Raw genomic sequence first — 17,197 nt, 5'->3', positions numbered from 1 at the left:
ACCTCCGAGATCGTATTTTCATAAATAATAGCCTCGGTATAACTGGTATCCGTCCCCGCCCCCATATTGTTTGCGACCCCGTAATCGATGGAATAATCAAACAAAATACATTCTCCGTTTTCCACATTGGCATTCTGGAAGTCTTCCGAAGAGACCACTACGTCCCCCTTGGTATAAATAGCCTTACCAGGTCCGTAACCGGTCACCACTACCCCTGCCTGGTTTGCCATCGTCAATTGGGTGGCCGGGTCTCCCAAACAAGAATTCAACACAACCAAACAAAAGGCCAAAACGCCATATAATACTGTTTTTCTCATTTCCATATACAAATTTGAAGTCGTATTTATCTTCCTCTCTTTATGGAGGAAACGCACAAAGGTACGAAAAAAAGGTTTATACGACAAAAGCCGGAAGATTAATCACACTCATAAAAGGAAAGCATGAATCGAGGCGGAGCTCATCCCACCCACAGATTCATGCCTCTTTTCCTAATTATTATGGCAAAATAATTAAAAACAAGTAAATAGCTACGGGAAACGGAAATAAAGAAAGGCAAAAGCCTACGGCTTCACAGTTCTCTTCCGGCCTATCCTCGAAGCCGTCGAAAAAATATGCGTTGCAGGTCTTCTGACTTACTTCCGGTATGAGCGCCTTCCCAACTCGCGTCAGTGGCATAAAAGAATTGCCCAATCCGTTTTGAAGCTTACAGCAGCGGGACTGTCCGGGATTTGCACCCGATTCCCTTTTAATCCTTTTCCGCAGATTGCGAAGCAGGAACAATGCATGGGACAAATATAAAGATATTTTCCATATATTTCTCATCTTCTTACAGAAAAAAGCTGAAACCGACTCCAGACCCGTTAAGCTTTGCGGTAAGCCTCGACAGCTTCCTGAACGGAGCCGTACATCAACAGCAGATGGCGGGATTGGTTATAGGGAAGATTCAATTCCTCGGCAACCATGCGGGTTCCACGGTCTATAAGTTTCTGATTGGTGAGCTGCATATTGACCATCCGGTTTCCTTTAACCCTACCCAATCGGATCATAACGGAGGTGGAGATCATGTTCAGGATCATTTTCTGCCCCGTGCCGGATTTCATACGGGAACTGCCAGTGACAAACTCCGGCCCGACAATCATTTCGATTGCGACATCGGCCTCCATCGCCATCGGTGAATCTGGATTGCTGGAAATGGAGGCGGTCAGGATACCCTGTTCACGTGCTTTGCGAAGGGCACCGATCACATAAGGAGTCGTCCCGGAAGCAGCAATGCCGATCACGGTATCCTTCGTATTAACCCGGTGCTCCAGCAATTCCTGCCAGCCGCGTTCCTCATCGTCTTCAGCATTCTCCACAGGATTCCGGAGGGCAGTATCGCCACCAGCTATCAAGCCGACAATCAGTGTGGAAGGCATCCCAAACGTCGGGGGGATTTCGGAAGCATCCAAAACTCCCAACCGCCCGCTGGTTCCGGCTCCCAGATAAAAGATCCGTCCGCCCTGCTTCATGCGGGGAACGATCTGCAAAACCAATTCTTCTATTTTGGGGATTGTCTCTCGGACAGCCAACGCCACTTTCTGATCTTCCGTATTGATATCTTCAAGCAAGTCCCGGACGGACTTCCGTTCCAGGTCGTTATAGAGAGAATTCTGTTCCGTTATCTTAATGAATGACATAGCTTATTACAATTTACACGTTGCAAAGCTACTAAAAATATCACATTTACATGTCGGTAAACTTCAAGCAAACAGGCTTACTAACCCGGATGTCTTTTCCCGTATCTTTCAACAAACCGCTTTGCTTGTCTATTTCGTAAACCTGCACGATATGACTATCCCGACAAGCGCAAAGCAGGAACTTGCCGTTGGGGGTGATGACGAAATTACGCGGATGAATGCCGGTCAGCTGATAACCAATCTTTGTCAATTGCCCGTTTTCCAGATCGATAGAAAAAATCGCGATACCGTCACCTTTCAGACGGTTAGAGGCATATAGGAAACGACCGTCCGGTGTGATGTGTATATCGGCACTACCGGAGACATGTAACGTATCGGCTTCTACAAACCGGACCGGGGTCAAGTTGCCCTTGTCGTAATACATGAGAGCGACGCGGCCCGAAAGCTCGCTAATCAGGTAAGCCCATTTCCCGTTCGGATGAAAAACCGTATGGCGCGGACCTTCTCCCACCGGCAAACTAAAAGAGGCAGGCGTCCCTTCCCGCAAACTCAAGCCTTTATCGGAAGCAACGATCTCGTATTTATAAATCCGGTCCGTTCCCAGATCGTTGGCATACAGATAGTTCTCATCCGGCGAAGCGTACACACAATGCAGATGCGGAACCGCCTGGCGTTCGGACCCCGGTCTTCCTCCTTCATACGCATATACTTCAGCCGGCAGCAAAGCTCCATCGGCCGAGATGGAGAAAACACTTATGCTTCCGCCGTTGTAGTTAGCCGTGACAGCCATCCGGCGTTTACTGTCCACCCAGATATAACAGGGAGCGCTGCCATCCGTCTTCTGTTCATTCAGCAAGGAAAGTGTCCCGGTATGTTTATCAAACGAATAGGCACATACTTTCGCGTCCGGCACAGTAGTTTCACTTACCGAATAGACAAACTTGCCATCCCGACTCACTGTCAGATAAGAAGGGTCTTGAATGCCCGACAGGCTTTTCACCGGCACAGCCGTCCCTTTCTCCACATCGAAGCGAAACAGATTTATACCAGGGTCTGTAGCATCCGCATACGATCCGACAAACAAAAATAATTCACTATCCTTTTGCATACATGATGTTATTGCCATAATTAACACCCCCGCTAAAAAATACTTTAAATTCAACATACATGCATTATTATTAACCGGGAAACGTATTTACTTCCCGCATTTATCTTTCAACCATTCAATACGTTCCGACTGCTGTTCCGGATATGTCCAGTGACCGGTTTCGAGGTAAAGATGCAAGTCCTTCACTCCCGGAATAACATTGTAGGCCGAATACATGGATGTCGGAGGACAAGTCACATCATTATATCCCCAGCTATACCAGCCCGGAGCGTTCACCCGGCGGGCAAAATTCACGACATCAAAGTAAGCGAGCGTTTCCACTTCGTTTGCCACAGGCTGCGCATTCCGGTAGTAATGCGGCCAGCCTCCCGCACGTTTATGCAGATAGCCGGCATAATCGCACAAGGCCGGATAGAAAGCAGCAAGAAACTTGATACGCGGGTCTAGTCCGGCCGTGACAATAGACAAGGCTCCTCCCTGGCTTCCACCGGTCACACCGACTGTATTTCCATCAAACTCAGGCAAAGAATAGAGGAAGTCCACAGCCCGCACGCAACCGAGATAGACCCGTTTGTAGTAATGCGTATCGCGATTATTCTTGTTCATTGCATTATATCCGTTCAATGCTCCAGCAGCCAAGTTGTTATACACTTCCTGCGGCATCGTCACAGGAACACCATGTATTCCAATCTCCAACGTAATGATATCTTCTCCCAAATTGAATCCGTTATAAGGACGTATGCCCGCTCCTGGAACCTGGAGGACCGCCGGATATTTACCAGTTTTCTTCGGTACAATCAGAATGCCATATATACGGGAACCGGGGCGTTCATTCTGGAAACTGACATGATAGACATTCTGCGTAGAAGTGCATCTTTCCGGCAACAAAGTCATCTTGGGATCTAGCGGCTGCTTACGGGCTTCAGCGATCGCACCGGTCCAGAAAGCATCAAAATCTTCCGGATTGACCGTCGTCGGCCGAATCCTCGTTTCATCCACGCCAACTGTCGCCATCCCTTCATACTTCCGTCCGTCCACTTTGGCCGTCACCCTGCAACGCAAGAATCCGGGTTCATTCATCTTCGCTTTCAACGTTGTTTTTCCATCCGCCAAACGAACGTCTTTCTTTACAACCGTCGGAAAATATTCCGGTCCCAACTCATAATCGACAACTACATCTTTCAACAAATTCTCATTCTTGAAAACCTGTACCGTAAACTTGACTTCTTCCTTCGCCTTGCATTTCCAATCGATACGATCAGGCGAAACCACCACATTGACCAACTTCTGGGCCGGTTGTGCCAACACCAACGCACAATTACCCAACATCCCCAGAAGCAAACACAATAAGAATAAAGATTTTTTCATGATAAAAACCGAATTAGATAATTTATTATTTATAAAACACAGTGATAGTGAATCAGACCTTGAACCGGACTTTGAACGATCGTTCCTAATCGAAGCTCGAACTCACGAGCAACATCTTTCAATATATCCTGATAATACCAAGCAATGGAGCCTGTCAGATAGACAGGATGCTCCCGGTAATCATACTGCATGACATTGCGGGCAAAGAACGCCCGGAAACTATTGCTCACCAGATCACGTATTGCAGGTTCTTCCATATGCCGGAGCAAAAAAGGAGACAGGCTTGCCAAAAAACGATTCGGGAAAGGCCCTTTATAAACCTTTTCCATAATGATGGCCGGTGTCAAACCGGACTCCGCCCAAAAAGCCTCTTGCAAAGCTGCCGGCAACTGGTTCTTCAACACATCCCCAACCAACAATTTTCCAAGTACGGCGCCACTCCCCTCATCTCCCAAGACAAAGCCCAACGGAGATATGCTCTTGACAATACCCTTTCCGTCATACAGACAGGAGTTGGAACCAGTCCCCAAAATACAAGCAATGCCGGGACTGTCTCCACAAAGGGCACGGGCGGCTGCCAGCAAATCGCTGCCGACCTCCACCGGGACCGGCAGATAGCGCGTGACAGAACGGCGTATAATCTCGTTCTTTTCCGGAAACGCACATCCGGCACCATAAAAGTAAACGGCCCCGACAGAATCGGACTCCCTTATCCGGGGAATCAGATTGTCCCTTATCTCAGCCGAGATCTCCTCTTCCGTCTGGAAAAAAGGATTAATTCCTCCTGTCCTGATCCGGTCTATCTCCCAATTGCCGGACACAATACTCCAATCCGTTTTCGTGGAACCACCATCCGCTATCAATATCGTTTTCGCCACCATACAAAGCAAATATATTTAGTTATTTCCTTGTTTTTTCTTCCCGAATTCGGGATCGATCTTCAGGCAGGCCGTGACAAGCAACGTCACCAGGCAACATCCCATCACCCACCAGAAGAAATTCTCGTAGCCCATCTGTTCCTGCAACCAGCCGGCCGCCATTCCAGGAAGCATCAGGCCCAAAGCCATAAAAGCCGTACAGATCGCATAATGTGCCGTCTTATGTTCTCCGTCGGAATAATAAATCAGATACAACATATAGGCCGTAAAGCCAAAGCCGTATCCAAACTGTTCGATAAATACGCAAATGTTGACTATCCACAAATTATCAGGCAACGCACTGCTCAAATAAATAAAGACAGCGTCAGGAAGGGAAATTGCCAACGCCATCGGCCAGATCCATTTCTTCAATCCTCCTGCCGAGGCGGCGATACCTCCCAATATTCCGCCCAATGTCAAACCGATCGTACCGATCGTCCCGTACACCAGTCCGATTTCAGCCGTCGAAAGCCCCAAGCCACCCACTTCGCGGGGATCGACCAGGAAAGGCGTTACCAATTTAGCCAACTGGGCTTCCGGGAAACGGTACAACAGCATAAACAGAATCGCGACAAAGGCTTGTTTCTTTTTGAAAAAAGAGGCGAAAGTCGCGAAAAACTCTTTTAAGATTGTGGAAGGAGTCACCGTAGCCGATGGCTTATCCCCTTTCGGCAAAGGAAGTATATACCGGTGATACAGGAACAAAGCCAAAAACAGCCCGCCTAAAATAAAGAATGTAACAGACCAGGCAAGCGGGATATTCCCAGTACTGTTTTCCAGAAATCCGGCAAACATGACCAGCACACCCTGTCCGGCAATAATCGCAATCCGGTAAAAAGTACTCCGGATACCGACGAAGAAAGCCTGTTCATGCGAATCGAGAGCCAGCATGTAAAAGCCGTCCGCCGCAATATCATGTGTGGCGGAGCTGAAAGCCAGCAACCAGAATACAGCCAATGAAGCCTGGAAAAAGAACGTCGTTGGGATCGTAAACGCCACTCCGGCAAGTCCTGCCCCGATCAATAACTGCATCGTGGCCACCCACCAGCGTTTAGTCTTCAGCAAATCCACAAAAGGACTCCAAAAAGGTTTGATCACCCAGGGCAGATTCAGCCAACTCGTATAAAGGGCGATATCGGTATTTGAAACTCCCAGGCGCTTATACATAAGGACAGAGACGATCATCACCGCGACATAAGGTATTCCCTGCGCAAAATACAGGGAAGGAACCCAAAACCAAGGAGACCGTACAGATGGCTTATCAGACATAGGCTTATATGATATCATGCTTCATCTCTTATTTTCCGGATGAGCTCATTCTCCTCATCCTCCGTAATACTTACCTCTTCCCAGACCTTTTCGAGGTCTGCAAATGTCACTTTCTTAAAGTCCTTTTCCAAAGGGACGACAAATAAACCGGCCATCTCGACCGTCGCCGGGCTGATGAGAATATTGGCATCTCCCTCGGCATAATAGCAGGATGGACGCAATTCCCGCCGGGGGAAGATACAGGTAATCCAAACATCATCCTCCCTCCAGACCAGCAGGTTCATCATTGGTTCGTAATCATCCGGTCCCATCGGCATCATGTCGTATAACAACTCGAAAACGGCCGCCGCCTCACCCTTATCCCTCGACACTAGGATAAAACAGACCGGAAGGAGATCAACTGAAGCATAGAAACCAGTCCGTTCACTTTCCCAAACGACCTGTTTCGGGAAGTTCGGCCAATTTCTCACAACCGGAAACTCCTCTTTCTTTCCAGCTTGGAAATGCATATGATCCGGAGCGGAAGCACCGCATTTCGGACCATTATAGAACAAGGCATAGTCAGATAAATCCGAAACGATGTCCAGCATATCCTCGTAATAAGGCTTTATCTGTTGCTTTTCATGCCAACGCAGGGGAACGGTCAGATGGTCCTCGAAAATAGGGTATGGATTAACCAGTATTTCAAACGCATCATTATACATCACTCCCTTTTGTTCTTCCGGCCGATGGCAGAAAAAACAGGGGCGCGCCAACAAGGATGCCTTGTCGATCTTAGCTGCGGAAGAACGAATCCGTTCCGGATTAAATTGAAGAATCGTTGTCCTGTAATCATCCTGGAAATAACGCGTCTGCACATTGGTCAAAGAACCATAATTCTCCCTTGCCAGTTTCCAATCCTGCTTTTGGTCTATCAGCAGGAATTCTATTTCTCGTTCCAAATCATTCATAAGCTTCGTGTTTTCATGGTTGCCGGCAACTTGTCCCGCAACACAAATGTAGTGAAAAAAGAATCCATAGTGAGCAAACGGCCAAAAGACCAAGAAGAAATCATTTGGGCGAATGAGCGTTCAAGGCAATCCGCGCCTGCAATTCCCAAGTACGAATACGGTCTTTGTAGGTATTATGTCCGTTCATTTTCACGACATCGAGCGCGGCATCCGAATTGTCTTCCCAGCGGCGGCAGAGGTAAAGGACATCATAGATGCGCCCGATACGCCAGGTGCGGGAGATACGCAGTCCCAAAGCATAATCTTCTCCATAGCTTGTATTCGGAAGGTTGATCCTCCGGAGCACAGGTGTATAAAAGGCACGGGGAGCTCCCAGACCGTTGATGCGGAGCGCATTGTTACGTCCGTTTTCAAGCGTCCACTCCCGATGGTCGATGATGCCGGGCGGTATTTCGTTCATCTTGAAATCGGTCATCCGATAGGTTCCGACAACCATCGCGCAGTTCTGTTCATAAAAAGCATCAACGATCTTCTGCAACGTATCAGGACCGCTATATACATCGTCGCTATCGAGCTGGACGGCAAACTTGCCACAAGCCGGATGATGCACACCCACGTTCCAGCAACCGCCGATCCCCAGATCGGAACGTTCCGGAACCAAATGAACCACACGTCCGTCTGCAGTATATTTTCCGATCGCTTCGGAAGTTCCGTCTGTCGAATGGTTATCCACAATAATCAGATTAAAGCGGAAGGTCGTTTTTTGTGCCAGCACGGAACGGATAGCATCTTCTATCGTACGGATACGGTTGCGGACCGGGATGATAACGGAGGCTTCCTGCTCGAAACCGCCGGCATCGAAGGTGACCGGTTCAAAGTCCGGGGCAAGATAACCGCCGACCCGTTTCAGGTAGGCCGTACAAACAGCTTCCATCTCGATCTGCACCGCCCGGTTTTTCGGATCAACATAATCGAACAACTTCTCTCCGCTCTTGCGGATATCCGTCTCCACTTCCGAGTACAAATATTCATTGACATGAACCAGTTCGGCCAGCTCCGAGACACGAAGGCGAAGGTCATACAGCCCGGCAAAACGGTAATCAGCATCCATCGCCCGGACCGCCTGCTTCAAAACGGACGAACGGAAAAACAGCAGGGAGCCGAAATCAAAATCATCACGCAAGCTTCCTTTCTGATAGTCTATGACAGGAGCCTGTTGGCTGTTGCCGTTTTTTAACAGGTAACGATCCGCATAAAGCATTCCGGCATTCGTATCGCCGGCAATAGCCAACAGGCGTTCGAAGGCGAACTGCCCCGGCTCGAATGCCGTATATTTGGTATATAACAATGTATAGGCCGTATCTGCATGTAAAGCAATCGTCCGGAAAGTAGCGGTACTGGCGGGCGAATCGATCATCAGCATCTCACAACCCTCGACCTCATCGGGAATCTTTTCCGTCGCTAACAAGTAGATATTCTTTATCCGGTCACATAACCCCAACGCTCTTACGGTTTGCCTGGCCTGGGGTAAAGAAAGGAACGGAATGAAACAATTTATCATTTTCATAACGTAATTAGTTGATACCGGAAACAAAAATAAGGATAAAATATGAGCTTTTGCCGGAAGAGAAAAATATCTTTGTAAGTATATCAAAAATAAAACCAAGCTGGCAGAAGACCTTCAATTATAGACGGCACAAGAGGCCTTATTTTCCCTCCTCGAAGATAAGACCTTTCGTTTGTTTTCTTTCGAGAGATGACGGGGTGAGCAAAATACGACCTTCGCTTTCCGCATGTACCGGCAGGCTCTTCAATCCGCTTATCCGCGAAAGCGCCTCACTCAGCAGCCTCTCGTTCGTATCTCCGAAGGGCAACAAATCATTTCCTATAACCAGTTCCTCGATCTTCACATCCGGTTCAAAACCATTTGCATAGTCAGCTTCGTGATCGGCATTATAAATGCGTAATGTAATCGGATGCAACAGCCAGCCATATTTTTCTTTGGTTCCGAAAGTGTTGCTGCCCACCCGCTTGCCAATCGTTTTTTCTCCTATGATCGTGATGTTACTACGGGTAAGATAAGGGATCAGGCAATTGATCACGGCCTCCGAAGCAGATGCGGTCACACTTCCTGTCAGCACGTAAATGCGTTTTAAGTCCAGATTAGCATTTCCTATTTCAGAATTTTTTCTCAACAGCAAAGTTTCATCACTTTTTGATTGCTTTTCGTTATGCTCCATAATACAGAATGTCTTACCCAAAGCATCGGCCGGAGCCAGAAGAGAGGTCATCAACTGCGCACAAGTGACCAAACCTCCCTGATTATATCGCAAATCCAATATAAACTCGTCCACATTTTCAACCTTAAACCCGGCAAAGACCTGTTTCATCCGGTCGTCATAGATTGTACTTTCATCGTCCGGACCGGAAGAAAAACTGTTGTAAACCAAATAACCGACCTTCTTGCCACCCACCGTATAGACGGAATCTTTCAGAAAAGGCGTGTCTTCCACTGCACGGGAAGCTGCAACCGAAATAGTTTTTCTTTTATAAAAAGTGACCTCATTGCCTTTTCTTACCGCATCTGCCAATAAGAAAGTAGTTTCACCTCCGCTATAAAAAGCAGACAAGTTCGTCACATTCGGAGTCTCACTACCAACAGCAATAATCCAGTCCCCCCGTTCCAATCCGGCCTCGGCAGCAGGAGAGCCAGGCAAGACATATAAAACCCAGGCATAATAAAGGTTGCCGTTTTTATATGATGCAAACTCAAAACCATACGAATCGGACTCCGAAACAGATTTCGTCTCCTCTTCCTTTTTCTCTATCCGGGAAAAAGTGAGCCATCCGTCTCCGTATTTTACGCCATCCTGATCAGACAACAATGAATCGAAGAACTTATCTGGAGATTGTGAGAAGTTCAAATTTCCTTTGCCGGGCATATCCTCATTCCACAAATAGTAATCCGCCATAATCTTATAGATCCAACCATTCGTACCCTCGTCGGAGAGATCCGGAACCTCATCCTCCGTCGTACAAGACGGTACAAGCAAAAGGATAGCCAGCAATCCCGCGAGGACGGCAAAACCATTGAGCACATTGAAGTTGGCCTTCCGGTACAACAAACGTTTGATGACCCAGTCAAAGCGAATAGGCCTATCCTGCAACACCCTTCTCTCCATCTCTTTCCTGATTTCCAAATCCGACTCTTCCTTTTTTGCTTTATTCACTATTACTTATGGCACAAATATAACCATTATTAATGAGTAAGCAACGAATCGAGAAGAATGTTCAAATAATAACCATCGACAAAACGGAGGCGTTTAAATATAAAACGACCTTTTTCGCCGGAAAAGATGCAAAAACAGGGCATAAAAACGCATCCAACACAGCAGATAAACATCCCCACACCCCCGCAAAGGCCTCGCGCAGACCCGGGTCTGCACCTCTCCCACACCCGGGCCTCTGTGGTGGGTACACCCGGGTCTCAAGCGGCTTTGCAAGCTGTTTTTGACAAAAGAAAAGCCTGTCTTGATGAAAAAAGAAGCCGCTTTAACAGGTTTTGCACCTGTTCCCGGACGGTCCCTGTTTTTATCGTATAATTGATACACAGGATATTATCGTTTTTCTCCATGATGGTTATGACAGATGAATGGCAGTTCAAAACAGCAACTATCATGCCATAACATATTGGCTTAAACCGATATACATGTGGATATGATAGTATGATAGTTAAATCATCTTTTGCCACATCCTGATCTTGTTTTAGTTTTGCTTGTTTGTTCATATCAATACTTATAATAGTAATAAAAAAACTGCGTAACTCTCCATCGAAAGCTACGCAGTCTACTATATTATAATAAAAAATTTACAGCTATTATTCTTCACCTAACAGGATTTCCAAGATCTGAACGGCAGCCTTCGACACAGAAGTACCCGGACCAAAGATGGCGGCAACGCCCGCCTTGTACAGGAAGTCATAATCCTGTGCAGGAATAACGCCACCAGCTATCACGATGATATCTTCGCGTCCTAACTTCTTCAGCTCTTCGATCACCTGCGGAACCAAAGTCTTGTGTCCGGCAGCCAAAGAAGAAACACCCATTACGTGAACGTCGTTTTCTACAGCCTGGCGGGCAGCTTCGGCCGGAGTCTGGAACAACGGTCCCATATCCACGTCGAAACCACAGTCTGCATAACCTGTAGCTACAACTTTAGCACCACGGTCGTGTCCGTCCTGACCCATCTTAGCGATCATGATACGCGGCTGGCGACCTTCTTTCTTGGCAAACTCGGCAGTCAGCTCACAAGCCTTCTGGAAGTCTGCATCTTTCTTAGTTTCTGATGAATACACGCCTGATATAGTTCTGATGATTGCTTTATAACGACCTACTACAACTTCGCAAGCATCGGAGATTTCTCCCAGTGATGCACGCAAGCCGGCTGCCTTGACAGCCAGTTCCAGCAAGTTGCCTTTCTTCGTACGAACACATTCCGTGATGTCGGCCAATGCTTTCTGTACGGCTTCTTCATCACGGTTGGCACGCAGTTCTTTCAGCAGTTCGATCTGCTCGTTACGAACGGCAGTATTATCGATTTCAAGGATATCGATCGGATCTTCCTTCGGCAGACGATATTTGTTCACACCAACGATTGTCTGGATACCGGAGTCGATCCGAGCCTGCGTACGGGCAGCCGCTTCTTCGATGCGCATCTTGGGCAGACCGGTTTCGATAGCTTTCGCCATACCACCCATGCTTTCGATCTCCTGGATCAAAGCCCAGCCTTTATGAACCAATTCGTTCGTCAGAGATTCCACATAGTAAGAACCAGCCCACGGGTCGATTTCCTTACAGATCTTTGTTTCTTCCTGGATATAAATCTGAGTGTTACGAGCGATACGTGCAGAGAAGTCTGTCGGCAAAGCGATCGCTTCGTCCAATGCGTTCGTGTGCAAAGACTGCGTGTGCCCCAAAGCGGCAGCCATAGCTTCAATACAAGTACGGCCAACGTTGTTGAACGGATCCTGTTCGGTCAACGACCAACCAGAAGTCTGGCAGTGAGTACGCAAAGCCAGAGATTTCGGGTTCTTGGCACCGAAGCTCTTCACGATCTTCGCCCACAACATACGTGCAGCACGCATCTTGGCGATTTCCATGAAATGGTTCACACCGATCGCCCAGAAGAAGGACAGACGCGGAGCGAAAGCATCGATATCGATACCTGCGTTCACACCGGCACGAAGATATTCAAGACCGTCGCAAAGCGTATAAGCCATTTCGATATCGGCCGTCGCACCTGCTTCCTGCATGTGGTAACCGGAGATGGAGATGGAGTTGAACTTCGGCATCTTCTGAGAAGTGTATTCGAAGATATCGGCAATGATACGCATGGAGAATTCAGGCGGGTAGATATAAGTGTTACGCACCATGAATTCTTTCAGGATATCGTTTTGGATCGTACCGGCCATCTCTTCCAACTTGGCGCCCTGTTCCAAACCGGCATTGATATAGAATGCCAGTACAGGAAGTACGGCACCGTTCATTGTCATGGATACAGACATCTTATTCAAAGGAATACCATCGAACAAAACTTTCATGTTTTCCAACGAACAGATAGAAACACCGGCTTTACCGACATCACCTACCACACGTTCGTTGTCGGCATCATAACCACGGTGCGTCGGAAGGTCGAAAGCGACAGACAGACCTTTCTGGCCGGAAGCCAGGTTACGACGGTAGAATGCGTTGGACTCTTCAGCAGTTGAGAAACCTGCATACTGGCGGATTGTCCAGGGACGCATAGCGTACATGCCGCTATACGGACCACGCAAATAAGGAGGCAGACCGGAAGCATAGTTCAGATGTTCCATACCTTCCAGGTCTTCTTTAGTATATACGGGTTTCACCTCGATGTGCTCGGGTGTTTTCCAATTGGCCTCGATGCCATTGGCTTTTGCCCATTCGGCAGCATTAGTAGCTGCAAAACCGGCATTCTTTATATCTATGTTTTTAAAATTTGGTCTCATATCTCTGATGATTTGAGATTCACCATTTATGATTTGCGATTTATGATTCATGGCAACGAACTGCCAATCATAAATTATAAATCATAAATCATAAATCAATTAATTCCTAATTTTACGTTGAAAGCTTTCAATGTCTCAAGCACGTTGCTCTTTACATTTACATATTGGTCGATGCCTACTGCTTTCAGATCTTCCATGCAAGCAGGCATACCGGCTACAACAAATTCTGCTCTTCCGGCCAAAGCCTTGTAAGCAGCAGGAGCCAATTCTGCATATTCATCATCGCTTGAGCAAAGAACCACGATTTCAGCACCAGCCTCAACAGCGGCTTCCACACCGGCTTCAACCGTATCGAAGCCTAAGTTATCAATTACCTTATATCCTGCACAAGCAAAGAAGTTGCTTGAGAACTGAGAACGAGCCAGGCGCATAGCCAGGTTACCGATCGTCAGCATGAATACTTTCGGAGTCTTGCCGCTCTTTTCCGTTGCCAGACGCAAAGCTTCAAATTCCGAAGCACCCCGTGAGAAATCGAGAGCCGTGATAGTCGCTTCACCGCAATTGTGACCACCGCCACAGCAGCAACCGGCAGCTTCGTTCTGGATCTTTTCGGCAGCCACTTCGTTGAAGTTCGGGAACTGGTTGGTTCCTAACAGGATTTCACGACGGGTAGCGACTGCTTTCTTGCGGGCTTCGTTGGATGCGTTAACTGCTTTCTGGATTTCGCCGGAAGCGACTTCCGCACCAAAACCGCCCTTATCTTCCACTTCCAAGAACAACTTCCAGGCTACATCAGCCAGAGAGTTTGTCAAAACTTCCACATAATAAGAACCGGCAGAAGGATCGACAACCTTATCCAAATGACATTCTTCCTTCAACAACAACTGCTGGTTGCGGGCTATACGTTCGGAGAAGTCGTCCGGAGTCTGATAAGTCTTGTCGAACGGACGAACCGTGATCGAATCGACACCGGCAAGAGCAGCAGACATGGCTTCCGTCTGTGAACGCAGCAAGTTTACGTGAGCATCATAAACCGTCATGTTCCATTCCGAAGTCTGTGCATGAACATGCATCTTGCAAGCGCACTGGCAAGCAGGGTTGTAGGCGGCAACGATTTCTGCCCACAGCCAACGAGCAGCACGGAACTTGGCGATTTCCATGAAGTAGTTGGAGCTGATACCGAAATTGAATTTGATCTTCTTGGCCACTTCCGTAGCGTCCAGGCCTGCCTCGGTCAGCTTAGCCAGCAGTTCGTTTCCCCAAGCCAATGCATATCCCAACTCCTGAGAGATATAAGCACCTGCATTGTTGAAGTAGAAGGCATTCACTGCCAATACTTTGTAACCCGGCAGAGCAGCACCCGCTTTGAGCACAGCGGCAGCAGCTTCCACCCAGTCTTCATTTTCCTTACCTTTTACCAGAGGTTTCTTGAACGGGTCGTAGTTTACAGACCCTTTGCATTTTTCCAGGTCTGCGCCTTTGCCTTTGAAATAGTCGGCGAGAATACCGATCAGCATTTCAGCCTTGCAGTTGCAAGTATTGAAATTCAGTTCCACACACTCAGGACAAATCCCGTCAAGTAAGGTAGCAATGTTTTCAGCGTTTACGTCGCTTCCCTTAATGATGAAGCCAAGAGACGTCACACCCTTATTCAGGATGTCAAGGGCTTTTTCATTAGCACCTTTGAAACAGGTGACTTCGATGTTCTGGCGCACCTTCCAATCGTTGTCCTTCTTTGTTCCGCGAACATAAGGGAATTCACCGGGAAGAGACTCGGTAGTCTTCAAACCTTCGATGTCTTCTGCACGATAGAAAGGATTCACATTAAATCCTTCGCCTGTCTTCCAAACAAGCTTTTTCTCAAACGGAACCCCTTTCAGGTCGGCCGTAATCTTCGCCATCCACTCTTCAGTAGACACAGGTGCGAATTCTGAGAAAAGTTTTTCTTTTAATTCTGCCATAATATTAGTTATTTTAATACTGGTATTAGTAATTGTTCAATAGTATATTGTTCAATAACAGAAGGCAAAGGTAGAATAAATAAACTTGAACGCAAATGAAATACAAACGAATTTGACACCTCTTTTAACGCCTTTTAGTGGAGACACATAGAATTTGGATACCAAAATGACAGGAGACAAACATTTTCATTAAAAAAATTTCTCCAAATGATACATCGGAATAAAATATTTACTAATTTCGCAACGTCAAACAAAGACTACCCGGTGCATTCGTCTAGTGGTCTAGGACGCCGCCCTCTCACGGCGGAAACTCGGGTTCGAACCCCGGACGCACTACAAGAAGCTCGCAGTTCATTTGCGGGCTTTTTCTTTTTCAGGTTATGAACAAACGTGTCTCGTCCTGATTCAAGTTGACCATGCCACCTCCCGCTTTATATCCACAACTATATATTAGTGAAAAATAAGGACGTAACAACCCAAACTAACAAACATATACACTGAGATTTATAACCAAGACTATTACTCTTTTGCTTTTCGACCAAAGGCAAAAAGGTTTTCGCCCTTAGTCGAAAGGGCTTTTGACTAAGGGCGAAAACCTATTCGACTAAGGGCAAAAGGTCTATGGTTAAGCGGTTTTGCAATAGAAGTATGGTTATTGCCACTTAAATAGTGGCCTTCCGAGTCCGACTTACACTCAGATGAAAGCAAATTATACTTATCTGAACAATGTTGAAACAACCACGCTATCTCCGTCATTAGGAGCCGGCTGCAGATCCAGCAAGCGGGCAATTATCAGATACAAATTGACATTCGCCATCACCGGCAGCTCGACATTCTGTTTGAAGGAAGGCCCTGCAGCATAGAAGATGGCCTCCATTTCCGGAGCAAAGTTATCATATCCATGTGTAGCCGCGAATACAGGACACGATTCGGGGCGGAATTGCAGATACGTCCCGATATCCGGTAATACGAACAGATCGCCTATACGCGGATTCTTTCCATACACGAACTTTTCCGGAATCTCATTCTTTCTCCAAACCGTTACACGAGGTACACGCTTCAGGATTGCATAAGCGCTATCTGTATAAGTCGGTTTCGGATAAAGCAAAGTCGGCACTCCGTCGAAAACATAATCAAAACTGTCGCGAGGCAGATAATCGTTCAGATTCACATAATTCTCCGGATAATAAGTTGCCATGCCATGATCAGACAGGACGATAAAATCAATCTGATCAAAGATATCCAGCCTACGGGCTTCAGCAAAGAAGTCACCTAATATACGGTCCAAATGTTCAACCGTTGAAAGGGTTGCCGACGAATCGGGGGTTGCCCTATGCCCGACCCCGTCCGGTTCTTCCATATACCACATGATCAGGTGCGGGCGGACTTCCTCCGGCAGTTGCAACCAGGCAATCACCGAATCCGCCCTGTCAGAAAAAGGAACATTCTTATCGAACGGTTTCCAGATGGAAGGCCGGCGTCCCTGTATCGGATATTCACTACCGACCCAATAGAACGAGGCGGTTCGGACACCCTGCTTTTCCGCCGTGTTCCAGATCGGCTCTCCTCCGAAAAAGGCTGGATTCGGATTTCCCATCACATAGACGCTATCCAGATCGGGGGCATAAAAGAAATTATTCACCAATCCATGATGATCCGGATGCAAGCCTGTCGCCATACTGTAATGGTTCGGGAAAGTCACACTCGGAAAGCTGGGACGAAAAGCAGCCTTCACCCCAACGCAGGCCAATGAATCGAGCGTCGGCGTATGTGCATGCGACGGATAATCCGAACGAAAACCGTCCATAGACAGGACTACGACGTAGCGTTCCTTCTTCGAGTGAGCCGTACATCCGGCTATCGACAAACAGATTATCGAAAAGAGACTTACTAATATGAATGTCTGAAATCTATACATAT

The 17,197-nt window shown here is 47.3% G+C and carries 13 protein-coding genes, 1 tRNA gene and 1 riboswitch; of the genes, 1 reads left to right on the top strand and 13 read right to left on the bottom strand.

The window, feature by feature from the left end:
- The 12 genes from BHV83_RS18855 to mutA form a co-directional block, all read right to left on the bottom strand.
- On the bottom strand, positions 1 to 317 hold a 317-nt coding region (locus BHV83_RS18855; protein WP_502687972.1), incomplete at its 3' end, for a BFO_2992 family lipoprotein.
- Between the two features lie 283 nt (positions 318 to 600).
- Positions 601 to 797, bottom strand: a riboswitch (cobalamin riboswitch).
- Between the two features lie 63 nt (positions 798 to 860).
- Positions 861 to 1,676: an N-acetylmuramic acid 6-phosphate etherase gene (gene murQ / locus BHV83_RS18850; protein ID WP_122204503.1), complete on the bottom strand. Its 816-nt coding sequence runs from the start codon at positions 1,674 to 1,676 to the stop codon at positions 861 to 863.
- Between the two features lie 46 nt (positions 1,677 to 1,722).
- Positions 1,723 to 2,841 carry a lactonase family protein gene (locus BHV83_RS18845; protein WP_122205719.1) on the bottom strand — a complete coding sequence of 373 codons (1,119 nt, stop codon included), beginning with the start codon at positions 2,839 to 2,841 and terminating at the stop codon, positions 1,723 to 1,725.
- Positions 2,842 to 2,871: 30 nt separating this feature from the next.
- Positions 2,872 to 4,152, bottom strand: a complete 1,281-nt coding sequence (locus BHV83_RS18840; protein WP_022322763.1) for an acetylxylan esterase — start codon at positions 4,150 to 4,152, stop codon at positions 2,872 to 2,874.
- Positions 4,153 to 4,181: 29 nt separating this feature from the next.
- Entirely contained in the window at positions 4,182 to 5,033 is an 852-nt protein-coding gene (locus tag BHV83_RS18835) for a hypothetical protein (protein ID WP_005648490.1), read from the bottom strand.
- Between the two features lie 15 nt (positions 5,034 to 5,048).
- Complete coding sequence (locus BHV83_RS18830; RefSeq protein WP_022322761.1) at positions 5,049 to 6,356, bottom strand: MFS transporter; 1,308 nt, start codon at positions 6,354 to 6,356, stop codon at positions 5,049 to 5,051.
- The gene (locus BHV83_RS18825; RefSeq protein WP_119215660.1) at positions 6,353 to 7,288 is read right to left on the bottom strand and encodes a DUF4922 domain-containing protein; all 936 of its coding nucleotides are present in this window, start codon (positions 7,286 to 7,288) and stop codon (positions 6,353 to 6,355) included. Before BHV83_RS18825 ends, BHV83_RS18830 begins: the two co-directional genes overlap by 4 nt.
- A 100-nt stretch (positions 7,289 to 7,388) precedes the next feature.
- Positions 7,389 to 8,855, bottom strand: coding sequence for a glycosyltransferase family 2 protein (locus BHV83_RS18820; RefSeq protein ID WP_181986347.1), 1,467 nt, complete (start codon positions 8,853 to 8,855; stop codon positions 7,389 to 7,391).
- A gap of 139 nt (positions 8,856 to 8,994) precedes the next feature.
- Positions 8,995 to 10,518, bottom strand: coding sequence for a S41 family peptidase (locus BHV83_RS18815; RefSeq protein ID WP_005641563.1), 1,524 nt, complete (start codon positions 10,516 to 10,518; stop codon positions 8,995 to 8,997).
- 257 nt (positions 10,519 to 10,775) lie between these two features.
- Positions 10,776 to 11,075, bottom strand: a complete 300-nt coding sequence (locus BHV83_RS18810; RefSeq protein WP_005641564.1) for a hypothetical protein — start codon at positions 11,073 to 11,075, stop codon at positions 10,776 to 10,778.
- 90 nt (positions 11,076 to 11,165) lie between these two features.
- A complete protein-coding gene (scpA, locus tag BHV83_RS18805; protein ID WP_036724666.1) occupies positions 11,166 to 13,316 on the bottom strand; it encodes a methylmalonyl-CoA mutase in 2,151 nt (716 codons plus the stop codon).
- A 95-nt stretch (positions 13,317 to 13,411) separates the two neighbouring features.
- Positions 13,412 to 15,277, bottom strand: a complete 1,866-nt coding sequence (mutA, locus tag BHV83_RS18800) for a methylmalonyl-CoA mutase small subunit (protein WP_122205111.1) — start codon at positions 15,275 to 15,277, stop codon at positions 13,412 to 13,414.
- A 263-nt stretch (positions 15,278 to 15,540) separates the two neighbouring features.
- Between mutA and BHV83_RS18795 the strand changes: the two genes are divergently transcribed.
- Positions 15,541 to 15,613 (top strand) — tRNA-Glu (locus BHV83_RS18795).
- Between the two features lie 379 nt (positions 15,614 to 15,992).
- Here the strand turns inward: BHV83_RS18795 and BHV83_RS18790 are convergent.
- Positions 15,993 to 17,195 carry an alkaline phosphatase family protein gene (locus tag BHV83_RS18790; RefSeq protein WP_005648507.1) on the bottom strand — a complete coding sequence of 401 codons (1,203 nt, stop codon included), beginning with the start codon at positions 17,193 to 17,195 and terminating at the stop codon, positions 15,993 to 15,995.
- Positions 17,196 to 17,197 lie beyond the last annotated feature (2 nt).

Source organism: Parabacteroides sp. merdae-related_45_40 (genome assembly GCF_001915675.1).
Note: the sequence above shows the minus strand (reverse complement) of the source record. Positions and strands in the feature narration are given on the sequence as shown.